Annotated in this window: 13 protein-coding genes; 10 read left to right on the plus strand and 3 right to left on the minus strand. The window is 74.5% G+C overall.

Features of this window, described 5'->3' with window-relative positions; translation table 11 throughout:
• Window positions 1–11: 11 nt before the first annotated feature.
• The 8 genes from ACWEVS_RS22860 (at window position 12) to ACWEVS_RS22895 (ending at window position 10,251) form a co-directional block, all read left to right on the plus strand.
• Window positions 12–3,350 (plus strand): protein kinase domain-containing protein, encoded by a 3,339-nt coding sequence (locus ACWEVS_RS22860; protein ID WP_452553176.1) that lies wholly within the window; start codon window positions 12–14, stop codon window positions 3,348–3,350.
• Window positions 3,351–3,450: 100 nt separating this feature from the next.
• Window positions 3,451–4,554 (plus strand): hypothetical protein, encoded by a 1,104-nt coding sequence (locus tag ACWEVS_RS22865; protein WP_452553178.1) that lies wholly within the window; start codon window positions 3,451–3,453, stop codon window positions 4,552–4,554.
• Between the two features lie 40 nt (window positions 4,555–4,594).
• Window positions 4,595–5,347, plus strand: coding sequence for an SDR family NAD(P)-dependent oxidoreductase (locus ACWEVS_RS22870; RefSeq protein ID WP_452553179.1), 753 nt, complete (start codon window positions 4,595–4,597; stop codon window positions 5,345–5,347).
• Window positions 5,348–5,449: 102 nt separating this feature from the next.
• Window positions 5,450–5,701 carry a hypothetical protein gene (locus tag ACWEVS_RS22875; protein ID WP_354905185.1) on the plus strand — a complete coding sequence of 84 codons (252 nt, stop codon included), beginning with the start codon at window positions 5,450–5,452 and terminating at the stop codon, window positions 5,699–5,701.
• 15 nt (window positions 5,702–5,716) lie between these two features.
• On the plus strand, window positions 5,717–7,120 hold the full coding sequence (gene sthA, locus ACWEVS_RS22880) for a Si-specific NAD(P)(+) transhydrogenase (RefSeq protein ID WP_449927825.1): 1,404 nt from the start codon (window positions 5,717–5,719) through the stop codon (window positions 7,118–7,120).
• Between the two features lie 65 nt (window positions 7,121–7,185).
• Window positions 7,186–8,688, plus strand: a complete 1,503-nt coding sequence (locus ACWEVS_RS22885; protein ID WP_452553181.1) for an AAA family ATPase — start codon at window positions 7,186–7,188, stop codon at window positions 8,686–8,688.
• A gap of 101 nt (window positions 8,689–8,789) precedes the next feature.
• Entirely contained in the window at window positions 8,790–8,966 is a 177-nt protein-coding gene (locus ACWEVS_RS22890; protein ID WP_449927828.1) for a DnaJ family domain-containing protein, read from the plus strand.
• Between the two features lie 79 nt (window positions 8,967–9,045).
• On the plus strand, window positions 9,046–10,251 hold the full coding sequence (locus ACWEVS_RS22895; protein WP_452553183.1) for an ROK family transcriptional regulator: 1,206 nt from the start codon (window positions 9,046–9,048) through the stop codon (window positions 10,249–10,251).
• 70 nt (window positions 10,252–10,321) lie between these two features.
• Here ACWEVS_RS22895 and ACWEVS_RS22900 read toward each other — a convergent pair whose 3' ends face one another.
• The 3 genes from ACWEVS_RS22900 to ACWEVS_RS22910 form a co-directional block, all read right to left on the minus strand.
• A complete protein-coding gene (locus ACWEVS_RS22900; protein WP_452553184.1) occupies window positions 10,322–10,894 on the minus strand; it encodes a rhodanese-like domain-containing protein in 573 nt (190 codons plus the stop codon).
• 38 nt (window positions 10,895–10,932) lie between these two features.
• The gene (locus ACWEVS_RS22905) at window positions 10,933–12,273 is read right to left on the minus strand and encodes an MBL fold metallo-hydrolase (protein ID WP_452414471.1); all 1,341 of its coding nucleotides are present in this window, start codon (window positions 12,271–12,273) and stop codon (window positions 10,933–10,935) included.
• Between the two features lie 74 nt (window positions 12,274–12,347).
• Window positions 12,348–12,617, minus strand: coding sequence for a metal-sensitive transcriptional regulator (locus ACWEVS_RS22910; protein ID WP_354905167.1), 270 nt, complete (start codon window positions 12,615–12,617; stop codon window positions 12,348–12,350).
• A gap of 130 nt (window positions 12,618–12,747) precedes the next feature.
• Between ACWEVS_RS22910 and ACWEVS_RS22915 the strand changes: the two genes are divergently transcribed.
• Complete coding sequence (locus ACWEVS_RS22915) at window positions 12,748–14,565, plus strand: ABC transporter transmembrane domain-containing protein (protein WP_452553186.1); 1,818 nt, start codon at window positions 12,748–12,750, stop codon at window positions 14,563–14,565.
• Window positions 14,562–16,385, plus strand: a complete 1,824-nt coding sequence (locus ACWEVS_RS22920; protein WP_452553188.1) for an ABC transporter ATP-binding protein — start codon at window positions 14,562–14,564, stop codon at window positions 16,383–16,385. Before ACWEVS_RS22915 ends, ACWEVS_RS22920 begins: the two co-directional genes overlap by 4 nt.
• Window positions 16,386–16,387: the final 2 nt, after the last annotated feature.

Here is a 16,387-nt window from a genome sequence, read left to right on the forward strand (position 1 = left end):
TCCAACACGCCATGGGGGATGCGCTGATCGACGGGGACCCGCAGCGGCTGGGCGGCTACTGGCTCGCCGGACGGGTCGGGGAGGGCGGCCAGGGAGTCGTCTACGAGGGCTACGACGCCCAGGGCGAGCGGGTGGCGATCAAGGTGTTGCGCGGCGACCCCTCGACCCAGCCCCGTCTGGCCAAGGAGGCCGCGGCGGCCCGCCGCGTCCCGGCCTTCTGCACCGCCAGGGTGCTGGAGGCCGACCTGGACGGCCCGCGGCCGTACATCGTCTCGGAGTACGTCGAGGGCCCGAGCCTGCGGCAGGCGGGCCGCGTGTTCGCGGGCGACGAGCTGCACCGGCTGGCCACCGCCATGGCCACCGCGCTGACCGCCATCCATGACGCGGGCGTCGTGCACCGCGACCTCAAGCCGGACAACGTGCTGCTCGGCCCGGACGGGCCGCGCGTCATCGACTTCGGGGTGGCCCGCACGCTGGAGATGTCGCTCACCTCGGCGCAGCTGCTGGCGGGCACGCCCAGCTACATGGCGCCGGAGGTGTTCTCGGGCGAGCGGGCCGGCACGGCCGCTGACGTGTTCGCCTGGGGCGCCACCGTGCTGTTCGCCGCGACCGGGCAGGACCCGTTCCGCGCCGACTCGCTGGGCGCGGTCATGCACCGCGTGCTCTCCCACGAGCCCGACCTGTCGATGCTGCCGGGCCCGCTGCGGGCGCTGGTGGGCGCCGCGCTCGCCAAGGACCCCCGGCAGCGGCCCACCGCCAGGGAGCTGCTGCTGGGGCTGGTCAGCGGGGACGGCCTCGACACCGCCAGGCTGCTGGCCCAGGGCGTGGGCTCGGCCGCGGCCATGGCGGCCCACGGCGGCCGGCCGGCCGCCGACCCCGCGCTCGGCACGCTCGCCGAGGACGCCTACGCCGCGCTCGGCCCCGCCGAGCGGGAGCTGGTGCCCGAGCTGTTCCTGCGCCTGGTGACCGTCACCGAGGACGGCGATCTGGCCGTACGGCAGGCCGCCCGCGCCGAGCTGCCCGACGGCATCGAGCCGGTCCTGCGGGCGTTCGCCTACGTGGTGTCCGGCGGGGATCCCGTCAGGCTGCTGCGTCCGGCTCTTCCGCTGGCCTGGCCGCGGCTGCGCGCGTGGATCCAGGCCGACAGGGACGGCCTGGCCGTGCACCGGCGCATCGCCGCCGCCGCCACGAGCTGGGCCTCCGGCGGGCGCAGGGACGCCGACCTGTTCCACGGCAGCACCCTGGACGCCGCTCAGCGCTGGGCGGCGACGGGCCGCAGGAACATCACGCTCACCCCTGCCGAGCGCGACTTCCTGGAGGCCGGCTCGGCGCTGGTCAGGCGGAGGGGGCGCAGGGTCAGGGCCGTCTCGGTCGCGCTGGCCGTCCTGCTGGTGCTCGCGGTGGCCGCGGGCGGCTTCGCCGTCCAGCAGAGCAGGCAGGTGGCCGAGCAGCGCGACGTGGCCGAGTCGGGACGGCTGGCGGCGCTGGCCGACTCGGTCCGGGCGAAGGACCCGGTGCTGGGCATGCTGCTCGGCGTCGCCGCGCACGACGTCGCGGCCACGCCGCAGGCGATGGCGGCGATGTACCGCGGTCTCACCTCGGCGGCCACCCGGTCGTTCACCGACCCGGCCGCTGTGGCGGTCAGGGTGCTCGGCGCCGACGGCCGCCGCCTGTTCAGCGCCTCCGACGGCGAGGTGAGGGTGTGGGACACGCGCACCGGCCGCAGGACGGCCGCCTTCCGGCACCAGGAAGGCGACGTCATCGGGATGGCGGCCAGCCCGTCCGGCCGCACGCTCGCGATCGCCACCGACAAGGAGGGGGTCATGCTGTGGGACGCGGCGACGGGCGCCGCGCGCCGGCCCCGCTACCGGCTCTTCGAGGGCGCGGAACAGATCGACTTCGCCGTGTCGTACAGCGCGTCCGAGGACGTCGTGGTGGTGCGGGTGGGGCAGGGCGCCACGTTCTGGAACATCCGCACGGGGGCGAAGACAGGTGTGCCCACGCTCGGCGGGAACCTGGAGGTGACGCCCGACGGCAGGACGGCGGTGTACACGCTGATGGGTTCCGAGCTGCGCCGCCAGGCGTTGCCCGGCGGGCGGGCGGCCACGTTGTCGCGCTGCCCGCGGCTGTGCCAGGACTTCGCCCTGAGCCCGGACGGCGCGAAGGCGGCCGTTCCGGGGCCTGAGGAGGACATCCAGCGCCTGGCCGTCAGCACGGGCAAGGAAACGGACATCAACCTGAGCGGCTGGAAGGGCGGCGCCATCTCCTGGAGCGGGGACGGCAGGCTGATCGCCGCACTGGGCGACAACGGGCTGCAGGTGTGGCGGGCCGGCGACGCCACGATGGTGCTCGACGAGCCCGTCCCGACCGGCGCCGACCACCTGGCCTTCGATCCCGACGGCCGCACGCTGCGCTACCTCGCCGGTGACACGGTGGTCGGCGTGCCGCTCGATGCGCGCCCGCGCCGCGGCCCGAGCGGGGAGCTGATCAGCCCCGACGGCGGACGCCTGCTGGCCGGCCGCACGGTGCGCCACCTGGCCACGGGCCGGACGGTCACCCTGAAGGACGAACCCCAGTACCCGCGGGTCTTCAGCGGCACCGGCGCGGCCGTCGCCACGGGCGGCGACGAGAGCGTCTCCGTCCACGACACCGCGTCCGGCCGGAGGCTGGCCGAGCTGCCCATGCGCGACGAGGCGCCCCAGGGCCTGGCCTTCAGCCCCGACGGCGCCCGCCTGGCCGTCTCGGCGCAGACCTTCGTCAGCCTGGTCGACCTGAAGAGCGGCAGGCAGATCTGGCGGGCGCCGTCGAACATGGCCGACGAGCTCGCCTTCACCCCTGACGGGCGCCACCTGTCGGTCGGCGACGGCTTCCTGGACGCCGCGACCGGGCGCCCGGCCACCCCGCGGCCGCTCGGCGCGGTGGTGCGAGGGCTGGGCTTCTCCACCGACGGCACCGTCTTCGGCTGGCCCGACGGCTCGGCCCGCATGGCCTTCTGGCGGCGGGGGGCGGCCGGGCCGTCCTCGGCGCCGCTGCGCGACCTGCCCGTCAACCCGGAGCTGACGTTCTCGCCGGACGGCTCACTCGTCGCCGTCACCGCCATGGACGGGGCGCGGGTGTACGACGTGGCCTCCGGGGTGGTGATCGTCACGGTCAAGGATCCCTCGATCAGCCAGGCGCGGTTCGCCGCGGGCAGGCTGCTGGCGCTGGTCGACGGGAAGCTGGCCGAGTACCCGCTGGACCCGGCCGTGGTGGCGGCGCGGGTGTGCGCGCGGGCCGGGCGGTCGCTGAGCGAGGCGGAATGGGCGGTGTACGTGCCGGGCCTGCCGTACCGGCGGGTGTGCGGGAGGTGAGAGGCGGACGTGCGGCAGGTGAGAAAGGAGCGGCGCCGGGCGACCCGCCCGCATACGCTACGGCCATGACGCTGATCGACGCTCACGCCTTCCCGCTCGCATGACCCTGGCCAGGCTCGTCGCCGTCTGCGCGGCCTGGGGGGTGTTCTGGGGGTCGTGGTCGGCGTTGCTGCCTGCCGTACAGGCCCAGGTCGGGGCGAGCGACGCCGATCTCGGCGTGGCGCTGGCCGGTGTGCCCGCCGGCGCCATCCCGGCGATGGCGCTCACCAGCAGGCTGGTCAGGGGCAGGGAACGCGCGGCGCTGGCCGTCACCACCGTGCTGTTCGCCGTCGCGGTGTCGCTGGTCGGCCTCGTCGGCAGCCCCCTGGCGCTGGGGCTGGCGCTGGTCGGGCTCGGCGCGACCAGCGGGGCGTTCGACATCGCGCTCAACACCGCGACCGGCAGGGCCGAGCGCGAGTCGGGGCGCAGGCTCTTCCAGCCCGTGCACGCCGCCTTCCCCGTCGCCGTGATCGTCGCCGCCCCCGCCACGGGGCTGGCCCGCTCCCTCGGGTACGGCCCCGCGCAGGTGCTGGCCGTCGTCGCGGTCCTGGTGCTGGCCTGCGCGGTCTTCGCCGCCGGCCTCGCGCTCGGCCGGGGCGTCCAGCCGGTCGCCGAGTCCGGGCGGCACGGCGCCTGGCGGCACGCGGTCGTGCTGGGCGCGCTGGCCGCGGGGGCGCTGGTCATCGAGAACTCCGTCGAGCAGTGGTCCGTCCTGCTGCTGGAGGACCATCTGGCCGCGCCCACCCTGCTGGCCAGCGCGGCGCCCGCCGTCTACATGGGCGCGCTCACCGCGGGCCGGCTGGTCGCCCAGGCCCTTCCCAGGCTGGGTCTGCGCACGCTCTACCTCGTGGCGGGACTCGGCGGCGGGGGCGGGATCGCGCTGGCGGGGCTGGCCCCTGTGGCGTGGCTGTCGCTGGCCGGGTTCGGGCTGACCGGGCTGGCGCTCGGGCCGCTGGTGCCGGCCATGCTGAGCAGGGCCGCGGTGGGCGACGAGGACGGCGCGTTGGTCTCGGCCGTGTCCACCTTCTCCTATGCGGGGTTCGTCGCCAGCCCGCTGCTGGTCGCGGCGCTGTCGGCGGCCTTCTCCCTGCCCGTGGCGCTGGCGCTGCTCGGGGTGCTGGCCGTCCCGCTCCTCGGTATATATTTGACCGATCGTTCTCGATAAGGCATATTCAAGACCACTCATTCTAGAAAAGGGAGTGGTCATGCGTTTCAAGGGCAAGGTCGTGCTCGTCACCGGAGGCGGCTCCGGCATCGGGCGGGCGAGCGCCCAGGCGTTCGCCGGCGAAGGGGCCACGGTGGTGGTGGCGGGCCGGAGCGTCGAGCCGTTGCTGGAGACGGTGCGGCTCGTGGAGGAGGCCGGCGGTACGGCCGGCCACGTGCGGGCCGACGTCACGCGCGCCGCCGACGCCGAGGTGATGGTCGCCGAGGTCGTGGCGAGGTACGGCCGGCTCGACGTCGCCTTCAACAACGCCGGCGTCTTCGCCGGGGGCGCGGTCACCGACCTGGACGAGCGGACATGGGCGCACGTCATGGACGTCAACGTGACGGGCGTGTGGCTGTCGATGAAGTACGAGATCGAGCACATGCGCCGCAACGGGGGCGGCGTCATCGTCAACACCGCCTCCAACCTGGGCGCCCACAAGAGCTACGCCGGACTGGCCGCCTACATCACCTCCAAGGCGGCGGTGAGCGCGCTGACCAGGGCCGCGGCGCTGGAGTACATCGGGGAAGGCGTCCGCATCAACGCCGTCAGCCCCGGCCCCGCCGAGACGGCGATGTCGCTGCGGCCGGGCGAGAGCGAGGCCGAGCGGGCCGAGCGGATGAAGTCGGCGCTGCCGCTCGGCAGGGTGGGCACGCTGGAGGAGATCGCGGGAGCCGTGCTGTACCTGGCCTCGCCCGAAGCCGGTTTCGCCGTGGGCACCGACCTGGTGGTCGACGGCGGCGCCTCCGTCTGACCGCCAACACGTAGATCATCGGCCAAGAGTCGGCGCGGAGGACGAATGCATTCCTCCCTCGGGGTATCTCCGCTGAAGTAACCCCGGGATCGGAGGACCGACATGGCCGTCTGCGAAGTGTGCGGGAACGACTACGACATGAGTTTCGAGGTGCACGCCCAGGGCGCGGTGCACACCTTCGACTCCTTCCAGTGCGCCATCCAGGCGATGGCTCCCATCTGCGAGCACTGCGGACAGAAGATCATCGGGCACGGCGTGGAGGCCAACCGCCGCTGGTACTGCTGCGCCCACTGCGCCCGGCAGGAGGGGGCGACGGCGATCGTCGACAGGGTCATGGCGGGGACGTCCGCTTAGGTGGACACTGGCCTTGTGTCCGACTTTGACGTACTGGTCGTGGGCTCGGGCCCTGGCGGGCAGAAGGCCGCCATCGCCGCCGCCAAGCTCGAACGACGCGTGGCCGTGGTCGAACGCCGCAACATGATCGGCGGCGTGTGCATCAACACCGGCACCATCCCGTCCAAGACGCTGCGCGAGGCCGTGCTCTACCTGACCGGTCTCAACCAGCGGGAGATGTACGGCCAGAGCTACCGCGTCAAGGACGAGGTCACCGTGGGCGACCTCGGCATCCGCACGCAACACGTGATCGGGCGCGAGGTCGACGTGATCCGCAGCCAGCTGTCACGCAACCACGTGGCCGTCCTCAACGGGACGGGCCGCTTCGTCGACCCGCACACCGTCAGCGTCGTCGACGAGCACGGCAACGACGTCAAGGTCACCGCCGACAAGATCGTCGTGGCGGTCGGCACCAGGCCCGCGCGTCCCGCCTCCGTCGAGTTCGACGAGCAGACCGTCATCGACTCCGACGGCATCCTCAACCTGCCGTCGGTGCCCGACTCGCTGGTCGTGGTCGGCGCGGGCGTCATCGGCATCGAGTACGCCAGCATGTTCGCCGCGCTCGGCACCAAGGTCACGGTCGTCGAGCGGCGCGAACGCATGCTCGACTTCTGCGACCTGGAGATCGTCGAGGCGCTGAAGTACCACCTGCGCGACCTGGCCGTCACCTTCCGCTTCGGCGAGACCGTCGCCGCCGTCGAACGCCGTCCCCGCGGCGCGATCACCCTGCTGGAGAGCGGCAAGAAGATCCCCGCCGCGACCGTCATGTACTCGGCGGGACGCCACGGCATGACCGACGACCTGGGGCTGGCGGCCGCCGGCCTGACCGCCGACGACCGCGGGCGCATCACCGTCGACGCGGTCTACCGTACGGCGGTGCCGCACATCTACGCGGTCGGCGACGTCATCGGCTTCCCCTCGCTGGCGGCGACCTCCATGGAACAGGGCCGCATCGCCGCCCACCACGCCTGCGGCGAGCCCCTCGGCGGCCTGTCGACCCTGCAGCCCATCGGCATCTACACCATTCCCGAGATCTCCTTCATCGGGCAGACCGAGGACGAGCTGACGCATTCGCACGTGCCGTTCGAGGTCGGCATCTCCCGCTACCGCGAGCTTGCCCGCGGCCAGATCATCGGCGACACGTACGGCATGCTGAAGCTGCTGGTCTCGCCCGAGGACCGGTCGCTGCTGGGCGTGCACGTGTTCGGCACGGGGGCGACGGAACTGCTGCACATCGGGCAGGCGGTGATGGGCTGCGGCGGGACGATCGACTACCTCGTGGACGCGGTGTTCAACTACCCGACGCTGGCCGAGTCGTACAAGGTGGCGGCGCTGGACGCGATGAACAAGCTGCGCAGGGTGGCGAAGTTCGAGCTCTGAGCGAGAACGGCACGCGACAGGAGAATGTCGGCGGCGGCGTGACGGAGTCTGTCAGGGTATGGCTTATGGATCTCCATGACGCCAAGCGGCTGGCCCGGGCGCTCGACGAGCTCATCACGACCGCGCGCCAGACGATCAGCGAGGAGAGGGAACCGCCCGAACTGGTGACCCGGGTCACCGCGCACCTGGGGTGCGATCTGCGGCACATCGTCAACGTCGCCGAGAACCTTCCGGGCTGGGAGCACGTTAACCTCCAGCGCGGTGTGGACTCCTACCTGGCCGCGCACAGCCCGCAGGCCGAGTGGTTCGGCATCGCCGGGCACGGCCGCGAGCACGAGGACATCGTCAACATGCTGGCCGGCGCCGCGCGTGGCTGGGAGCGGTACGAGCCCGGCGCGGTGGACTACGCCACGGCGGCGGTGGGGCCCGACGAGACCACCGAGGTCGTCTCGCTCGGCCTCGTGCTCGCCCGCTCTCCTGACGGCGCCCCGGTGGTGATCGGCCTGCGCGGGGCACGGGAGCACACCCCGCAGTGCCGGCTCGTCGTGCTGGCGCAGGACCGGCCGAGCGCCACCCGCGCCCGCGACGAGATCTCGCGGCGCATGCGCGAGAACGACGTCTACCAGGGGCAGGTCCTGTCGTTCGAGTGGAGCGAGCATCGCGGCAACGACCTGGTGACGTTCCTGCCCCGGCCCCGCATGACCGCCGACCAGGTGATCCTGCCGGGCGACGTGCTGGCCACGATCGAACGGCACATCGTGGAGATCGGGGAGCACGCCGTACGGCTGCGCGCCAACGGCCAGCACCTCAAGCGCGGCCTGCTGCTGCACGGGCCGCCCGGCACCGGCAAGACCCACACCGTCCGCTATCTGATGGGCCGGATGCGCGACTGCACCGTGATCGTCATGACCGGCTCGGCGATCAGGTACGTCACCCAGGCCGCGGGGCTGGCCAGGCGGCTGCAGCCGGCGATCGTCGTCCTGGAGGACGTCGACCTGGTCGCCCGCGACCGCTCCTACACCGCCGACGGCAACCCGCTGCTGTTCGCGCTGCTCGACGCGATGGACGGGGTGGGCGCCGACGCCGACGTGACGTTCGTGCTCACCACCAACCGCGCCGACGTCCTGGAGCGGGCCCTGGCCGACCGGCCCGGGCGGGTCGACCTGGCCGTCGAGATCCCCAAGCCGGACGCCGGAGGCCGTGCCGCCCTGCTCCGGCTGTACGCCGGGGACCTGCGCCTTGAGGCCGACCTGGAGCCGATCGTGGCCAGGACTGAGGGCGCCACCGCGTCGTTCTTCAAGGAACTGCTGCGCCGTGCCGTTCTCGCCGCCCTTCCCGGGAGCGGCACGGCGACCGTGCCCACGCTCACCGGCGCGCACCTCGGCCGCGCCCTCGACGACATGCTCGACGAGCGCGCGGCACTGACCAGGGCCCTGCTCGGCTCGGGTGAGCGCGTCCACCACCCCGGCGCGGACGACGACGAGCCGTTCCCCGAGCCCGCGCCTTACCTGCCGGGCCTGCCGGGCGGCCCGCATCCCGGCTCGACCGTGGGTTTCCACGACTTCTGATCCGCCGCCCCGCCGGGGGCGCGGCGGCAGGGCGGGCGGCGGGGACGAGCAGGCCGCGTGCCAGGATGGCGGCATCGCCCGAGACACGGGAAGGAGCGTCCATGACCGACCGCTTCGAGACCCTGATCGACCGGCAGATCCGCGAAGCGCAGGAGCGCGGCGAGTTCGACGACCTGCCAGGCGCCGGCAAGCCGCTGCCGAACAGGGACGAGCTGAACGACGAGCTCTGGTGGGTGAAGCGCAAGCTCGCCGGCGCCCGCCGGGGCGGCGGGTCCTGACGCCGAGGGCGGCGGATTGGTCGGCGGGCGCCGGCTGCGGCATGATGGGGCCAGCCTGGCCGATCGTCGGAGGCTGATCTTGATCTCTTCCTCAGCGGGCCCGCGGCCCGCCGACTTCACCGACGTCAGGGCGACCAACCTCGCCGTCGTCCTCCGCTTCGTGCGTGACAAGGCGCCGTGCTCGCGGGCCGACATCGCCGCCTCGACCGGGCTCAACAAGGCGACCGTGTCCAGCCTGGTCGCCGACCTGATCGAGCGGCGGCTCGTGCGCGAGGTGGGCCTGACGGAGAACCGCGTCGGACGGCCGGCCACCATGCTGGTCCTGGACGGCTCGCCGTACGCGTCGGTCGGCCTCGAGGTCAACGTCGACTACCTCACCGCGGTCGCGGTCGACCTGTCGGGGGAGCGGCTGCTGTCGTGGCGGCGCTCCTTCCCCGGAGCGACGGCGACCGCCGCGCAGGCCGTGTCCGCGGTCGCCGCTCTCACCAGGCGGGTCATCAGCCGCATGAGCCGCGACCGGCGGCAGGTGCTCGGCGTGGCGGTCGCCGTTCCCGGCCTGATCGGCACCAGCGGCACGGTCGTGGTGGCGCCCAACCTCGGCTGGCGCGAGGTGGACCTCGCGGGTGACCTGGCCACGGCGCTCCGCGACCCCGGCTTCCCCATCCAGGTCGAGAACGACGCGAACCTCGCGGTCCTGGCCGAGCACCGGTTCGGTCCGCTGAGCGGCACGCCGAACCTGGTCTACCTGACCGGCGAGGTGGGCGTCGGCGCCGGTGTCGTCCTCGACGGACGGCTGCGGCGCGGCGGCCAGGGCTTCAGCGGGGAGATCGGGCACATCCAGATCGACCCCGAGGGGCCCGCGTGCCGCTGCGGCCGTACCGGTTGCCTCGAGGCGGTCGCCGGCATCGGGGTGTTCGTCTCGGCCACCGACCCCGCGGAGGTGGAGCCGGAGATCCGGGAGGTCGTCCGCCGGGCGAAGGCGGGCGACCGGCCGACCCTCGGCCTGCTCGCCAGGGTCGGGCGCGACCTCGGCAGGGGCATCGCGATCGTCACGAACCTGCTCAACCCCGAGGCGGTCATCCTGGGCGGCTACTACGTGCCGCTCGCCCCGTGGTTGCTGCCCGCGGCCACGGCCGAAGCCTGCGACCGCACCCTCGCCGGCGACCTGGGCGGGTGCCGGATCGTCGCCTCCACCCTGGGGTACGGCGCGGCGGCCCTCGGCGGGGCGGCGCGCGTCCTCGACTCGGTCGACTCGGGCCGCCTCCCCGCCCTCCAGGCCTCGTGACCCCCGGACCGCGATACGCCCGGGGGTATCCAGAGGTCATGGGCCGGCGTGCCGTACGGCGTTCCGGGGGTCAGGCGCCGGGGGCGGGGCGGCGCAGGCGGGTCATGGCGGCCTCGACGTCGGCGCCGCCCGCCCGGTTGTAGGGCAGCCTGGACAGCAGCATGCCCATGGCGCAGGTGTCGGTGACGGCGGCCACCGCCAGGCCCGTCCCGACGAGCCCGGCCACGACCACCGCGGCGGGGATCCAGAGGCTCGCCACGACGGAGGCGACCACGATGGTCCCCGCGACAAGGCGGACCTGCCGCTCCAGCGCCCAGCGTGGCCGGCCGCGGTTGACCGGCGCGCCGGAGGCGATCCAGGCGTTCATGCCGCCGTCCAGGACCACGACGTCGGCGGGCCCGGCGCCGGCGAGCGCCGTTCTGGCCCGATCGGCGCGGCTGCCGGACTGGCACACGAGGAGCAGGCGGCCGCCCGCGTCGGCGACGATGCGCCGCCGGTGGGCCTCCACCTGGTCGAGGGGCAGGTTGACGGCGCCGTCGATGTGCGCGGAGGCGAACTCGGCCGGGGTACGGACGTCCACGACGAGGACGCCGGGGTCGGCCGCGACCAGCGCTCGGGCGGAGGTGGCGTCGATGCGTGACACGGGGTTTCTCCTGTTCTGTCGAAGGTGGGGCGCGGGCGTCAGGCGCTCGCGCGCGTCTCCAGCGCGGCTGCGACCTCACGGACGCCGGCGCCGGTGAGCGCGATCGCCCGGTAGCCCTCGCCGGCGAGGCGGCCTGCCGCGATGCTCGCGCGGCGTCCGGAGACGCAGGCGACCAGCACCGGTCGTGCCGGGTCGAGCTCGCCGGGAACGCCCAGGGTGAACAGCTCGGGCAGGAAGCGCTCGGCCGCGCCCTCCAGCCGCTTCTCCTCCCGCTCGCCGGGCATCCGCACGTCCAGCAGCTGGGCGTCCGGCTGGGCGGCCCGCTCGACGAAGGCGTCGAGCTCCAGCAGCTCGTAGGTCTGCGTGGCGGCCTCGCCGAGGTCGCGGACGACGCCCTGGACGGTGTCGACGCCGATCCTGGCGAGCTGGGTGACGGCCTCGGCGACGTCCTGCCCCGGCTCGGCGACCAGCGTGATCGGCTCCTGGTGGGGCAGCAGCCACCCCGCCCAGCTGCCGAAGTCCTCGTCCAGCTCGATGCCGACCGAGCCGGGCAGCATGCCGAGCGCCTGTGCCCGGCGGGGCCGCAGGTCGACCACGTGAGAGCCGGCGGGGATGTCGGCCACGCCGAGATCGGGAACCGCCACGGACGGCATGGGCGGCACGCCGAACGTGTTGGCCGGCCCCATGTGCGCGTAGAAGGCGGGGATGGGCATGGGGTGGGCCAGCAGTTCGTCGGCGAACCTCTCGGGCTCGTCGATGGTCAGGAGCGGGTTGCCGGCGCGTTCGGCCCCGATGGTGGAGGTCAGCCGGCCGGCGCCGGTGGCCGTGCAGAAGGAGCCCTCGCCGTGCGTGGGGTACAGGCCGACGCCGGGCGGCAGGGCGGCCAGGCGGTGCAGCGAGCGGTGCTGCATGCGGGCCAGCGTGCGGGCGCGCTCGGGGCCGAGCAGGTCGGGACGTCCGGCCGAGGCGACCAGCAGGCTGCCGCCGGAGAACACCGCGACCGGCTCGCCGTCGACCAGCACCAGGTAGCTGGTGTGCTCGGGAGTGTGGCCAGGGGTGTGGACCGGGCGGATGGTCAGGCCCGTCCCGCCGTCGATGTCCTCCAGGTGGAAGGCGGGGGTGTGCCGGTAGGCGGCCGCCGCGGCGGCGGGCAGGACCAGCTCGGCGCCGGTGCGCAGGGCGGCCTGCTCGGCGCCGGAGACGTAGTCGTTGTGCAGGTGCGTCTCCAGCACGAACCGCAGCTCCACGTCGCGCACGGCGGCGGCGCGCAGGAAGCGGTCGATGTCGCGCTGGGGATCGACCAGGACGCCGCGGCCCTCGTGCGACAGCAGGTAGGTCTGGTCGCCCAGGCCGGGCGTACGGAACGACGTGATCTCCATCCCGTCTCCTCTCTGATACCCCTGGGGGTATCCTTCGGGCAAAAAAGTGCGGCCGCGGGCGCGCGGCCGCCGGGCTAGGCGAGGGCCAGGAAGAGCTTCTCCAGCTCGCTGACGCTCATGGGGGGCTGGTCGCCGCGGTTCTGGGCGTCCTGGCAGTGGCGCAGGCCGGTCGCGACGATCTTGAAGCCGGCCCGGTCCAGGGCCTTGGAGACGGCGGCGAGCTGGGTGAGCACCTTCGTACAGTCCTCGCCCGCCTCGATCATCGCGATCACCCCGGCCAGCTGGCCGTGTGCCCGCTTCAGCCGGGTCAGCGCGTCGCCGACCATGCCCTCGTTCAGCTCCATGCTTGGACTATACCCCCGGGGGCATCCGGCAAGGCAAATCGGAGCCGATGGGAGGCTTCGGTGATCCGGATGATTAGGTTAGGCTCACCTTAGTGCGAACCCCCGCGCGCGACGACCGGAGGAACCCCGGGTGCCCTGCGAAGGCCGTGACGTCCTGCGACGTGCCATCACCGGACAGTGGAGACAGACCGCGAGCGGAGCGCTGCTCGCCGCGAGCCATCAGACCGGCGAGGCCCTGGTCCCCGTCGTGGTCGGCGTGGTGATCGACCAGGCGATCTCCGGCGGTGACGGCGGTGCGCTCGCCGGCTGGATCGCCGTCCTCGCGCTCACCTTCGCCGGGCTGTCGTTCAGCTACCGCTTCAGCGCCCGCGCCGCGGAGAAGGCCGCCGAGCTGGCCGCCCACGAGCTGCGCCTGGCGCTGACCAGCCGGGTACTGGCGCCAGGGGCGGGCGCCGAGACCGGCCGGCTGCCGGGCGAGCTGGTCTCCGTCGCCACCTCCGACGCCAAGCGGGTGGGCGCCGTCAACGTCGCCCTGACCGCGGGCGTCGCGGCCCTGGCCGGGCTGGTGGCCGGCGGCGTGGCGCTGCTGATGGTGTCGGTACCGCTCGGCCTGCTGGTCCTGCTGGGCGTCCCGCCGCTGCTGGCGCTGGCGCACCTGCTCGGCAAGCCGCTGGAACGGCGCAGCGGCGCCGAGCAGGAACGCGCCGCGCGCGCCTCGGGCGTGGCGGCCGACCTGGTCGCAGGACTGCGGGTGCTCAAGGGCATCGGCGCCGAGCGGGCGGCGGTCGACAGGTACCGGCGGACCAGCCGCGACGCCCTGGCCGCGACCGTGCGGGCGGCCAGGGCGCAGGCCTGGCACGACGGCGGGATGCTGATCCTCACCGGCGTCTTCCTCGCGATCGTGGCGCTGGTGGGCGGGCGGCTGGCCGCGCAGGGCGACATCAGCGTCGGCCAGTTGGTGGCGGCGGTCGGGCTGGCCCAGTTCCTGCTCACCCCGCTGTCGATCCTGGCCTGGGCCAACGGCGAGCTGGCCCAGGGCCGGGCGTCGGCCGCCAGGATCGCCTCCGTGCTGGCCGCGCCGCCGGCGGTGGCGGGGGGCTCGCGCGAGCTGCCCGAGGTCGTGCGCGGCGGGCTGGTGATCAAGGACGTCTCCCACGGCGCCCTGCGCGGGCTGAGCGCCGAGGTGGCGCCGGGGGAGCTGCTCGGTGTCGTCACGACCGACCCGGCGGTGGCCACCGCGCTGCTGCAGGTGCTCGGCCGGACGGCCGACCCGGGGTCGGGCACCGTCGAGCTGGACGGGGTGCCGCTGTCGAGCGTCGAGCCCGCACTGGTGCGCCGGGCGATCGTGGTGGCCGCGCACGACGCGGACCTGTTCGAGGGCACCCTGCTGGACAACGTCGCCGCGGCCGCGCAGGATGACGGCCTGCTGCCGGAGGACGTCGCCGCCGCCCAGGGTGACGGCCTCCTGCCGGAGAAGGGCGCCACCGCTCAGGGTGACGGCCTCCTGGCGGAGAAGGGCGGCGCCGCCGCGCGGTACGGCCACGGCCCGGTGTCCCGTGCCGTGGTCTCGGCGATGGCGGCGGCGGCCGCGGACCAGGTCGCGGCGGCGCTGCCGGACGGCGCGCACACCCTGCTCACCGAGCGCGGGCTGTCGCTGTCGGGCGGCCAGCGCCAGCGGGTGGCGCTGGCCAGAGCGCTGGCCGCCGCCCCTCCGGTGCTGGTCCTGCACGACCCGACCACCGCGGTCGACGCGGCCACCGAGGCCGCGATCGCCCAAGGGATCAGGACGGCCAGGGCGGGGCGCACCACGGTCATGGTGGCCACCAGCCCGGCGCTGCTGGCGGCGGCCGACAGGGTGATCTTCCTGGACGGTGACCTGGTGACGGACGGCACCCACGCCGACCTCGTCCAGGAGCACGAGACCTACCGGGCGGCGGTGCTGACGTGACGGCCGCGAAGAGCGAGCAGGCGACGACGGAGGAGGCGCGGCACGTGACCGCTGAGGAGAGCAGGCCCGCGCCCGGCGGCGCCCCGGCGAAGGGCGGGGAGCGCGAGCTGCTGCCCACCGCCACCGCGGCACGCACCAGGGCGGCGGTGTGGCGGCTGGCCCGCCCGCACCGGAGCACCGCGTTGGCCGGCTTCGCCGTCCTGGTCGTGGCGACCGGCGTCGGCCTGCTCACCGCGCCGGTGCTCGGCCACATCATCGACCTGGTCGTCCAGGGCAGGCCCGCGGACGCGGTCACCGAGCCGGTCGTCTGGCTGGTGGCGATCGCGGCCGGCCAGGGCGTGGCGAGCGCCGTCGGCGTCTCGCTCGTGGCAAGGCTGGGCGAGGGGATGCTCGCCACCCTGCGCGAACGCTTCGTCGACAGGGCGCTGCGGCTGCCCTTGGAGCAGGTCGAGCGGGCCGGCTCCGGCGACCTGACCGCCCGCGTCACCGGCGACGTGGCGGTGATCACCAACGCGGTCCGCGACGCGCTGCCCGCGCTGGCCCGTTCGCTGCTGACGATCGTCCTGACCCTGGCCGGCATGGCGGTCCTCGACTGGCGCTTCCTGCTCGTCGCGCTGCTCGCGGTGCCGATCCAGGCGCACACGCTGCGCTGGTACGTGCGCCGCGCCGTCCCGCTGTACGCGGCGCAGCGGGTGGCCGTCGGCGCGCAGCAGCAGCAACTGCTCGGCACGGTCGGCGGCGCGCCGACCGTCAGGGCGTTCGGGCTGGCCGAGCGGCACGTCGGCCTGGTGGGGGCCGGCTCGCGGGCCGCGGTCGACCTGGCGGTGGCCGGGGTCAGGCTGGTCACCCGGTTCTACGCCAGGCTCAACCTGGCCGAGTGGGTCGGGCTGTCGGCGGTGCTGGTGACCGGCTTCCTGCTGGTGCGCGGCGGCGGCGTCACGGTCGGTACGGCAGGCGCCGCCGCGCTGTACTTCCACAGCCTGTTCACCCCGATCAACATCGCGCTGGGCCTGGTCGACGACGCGCAGGCGGCGGGGGCGGGCCTGGCCAGACTGGTGGGCGTGGTGGAGGCCGCCCCCGCGCCCGCCCCGCCGCTCGCCTCGGGCACGGCCGCGCCTGAGGTGCGCGTCCGCGACGTCGGGTACGCCTACCGCGGCGGCCGTCCGGTGCTGCGCGGGGTCTGCCTGGACATCGCCGCGGGGGAGACGGTGGCGCTGGTGGGCGCCAGCGGGGCGGGCAAGACCACGCTGGCCAAGCTGATCGCGGGCATCCACCCGCCCGGCAGCGGCTCGATCGGCGTCGGGGGCGAGGGCCGCGACGTCGCGCTGCTCACCCAGGAGGTGCACGTCTTCGCCGGCCCGCTCGCCGACGACCTGCGGCTGGCCAAGCCGGACGCCGAGGAGGCCGAGCTGGTCGCCGCGCTCGACCGTGTCGGCGCGCTGGCGTGGGCGCGGGCGCTGCCGGAGGGGCTCGGCACGGTGGTGGGCGACAGCGGCCACCGGCTCACCGCGGCCCAGGCCCAGCAGCTGGCGCTGGCCCGGCTGGTGCTCGCCGACCCTCCGGTGGTGGTGCTGGACGAGGCGACGGCCGAGGCGGGCAGCGCGGGCGCGAGGGCGCTGGAGGCGTCGGCGGCGGCCGCGATCGAGGGCAGGACCGCGCTGGTCGTCGCCCACCGGCTCACCCAGGCCGCGGCCGCGGACCGCGTCGTGCTGCTGGAGGAGGGCCGGGTGGCCGAGACAGGCACGCACGACGAGCTCGTGCGGGCCGGCGGCCGCTACGCGACCCTGTGGGCCGCCTGGTCCGGCCACCGCCAGGGGTGACC

The sequence above is a fragment of the Nonomuraea sp. NPDC003754 genome, from assembly GCF_053605785.1.

Coding starts and splice junctions, on each gene's coding strand:
- ACWEVS_RS22860 (WP_452553176.1), top strand. CDS start 12: ATGGGGGATGCGCTGATCGACGGGGACCCGCAGCGGCTGGGCGGCTAC.
- ACWEVS_RS22865 (WP_452553178.1), top strand. CDS start 3,451: ATGACCCTGGCCAGGCTCGTCGCCGTCTGCGCGGCCTGGGGGGTGTTC.
- ACWEVS_RS22910 (WP_354905167.1), bottom strand. CDS start 12,617: ATGGAGCTGAACGAGGGCATGGTCGGCGACGCGCTGACCCGGCTGAAG.
- ACWEVS_RS22890 (WP_449927828.1), top strand. CDS start 8,790: ATGACCGACCGCTTCGAGACCCTGATCGACCGGCAGATCCGCGAAGCG.
- ACWEVS_RS22905 (WP_452414471.1), bottom strand. CDS start 12,273: ATGGAGATCACGTCGTTCCGTACGCCCGGCCTGGGCGACCAGACCTAC.
- ACWEVS_RS22885 (WP_452553181.1), top strand. CDS start 7,186: ATGGATCTCCATGACGCCAAGCGGCTGGCCCGGGCGCTCGACGAGCTC.
- ACWEVS_RS22870 (WP_452553179.1), top strand. CDS start 4,595: ATGCGTTTCAAGGGCAAGGTCGTGCTCGTCACCGGAGGCGGCTCCGGC.
- ACWEVS_RS22875 (WP_354905185.1), top strand. CDS start 5,450: ATGGCCGTCTGCGAAGTGTGCGGGAACGACTACGACATGAGTTTCGAG.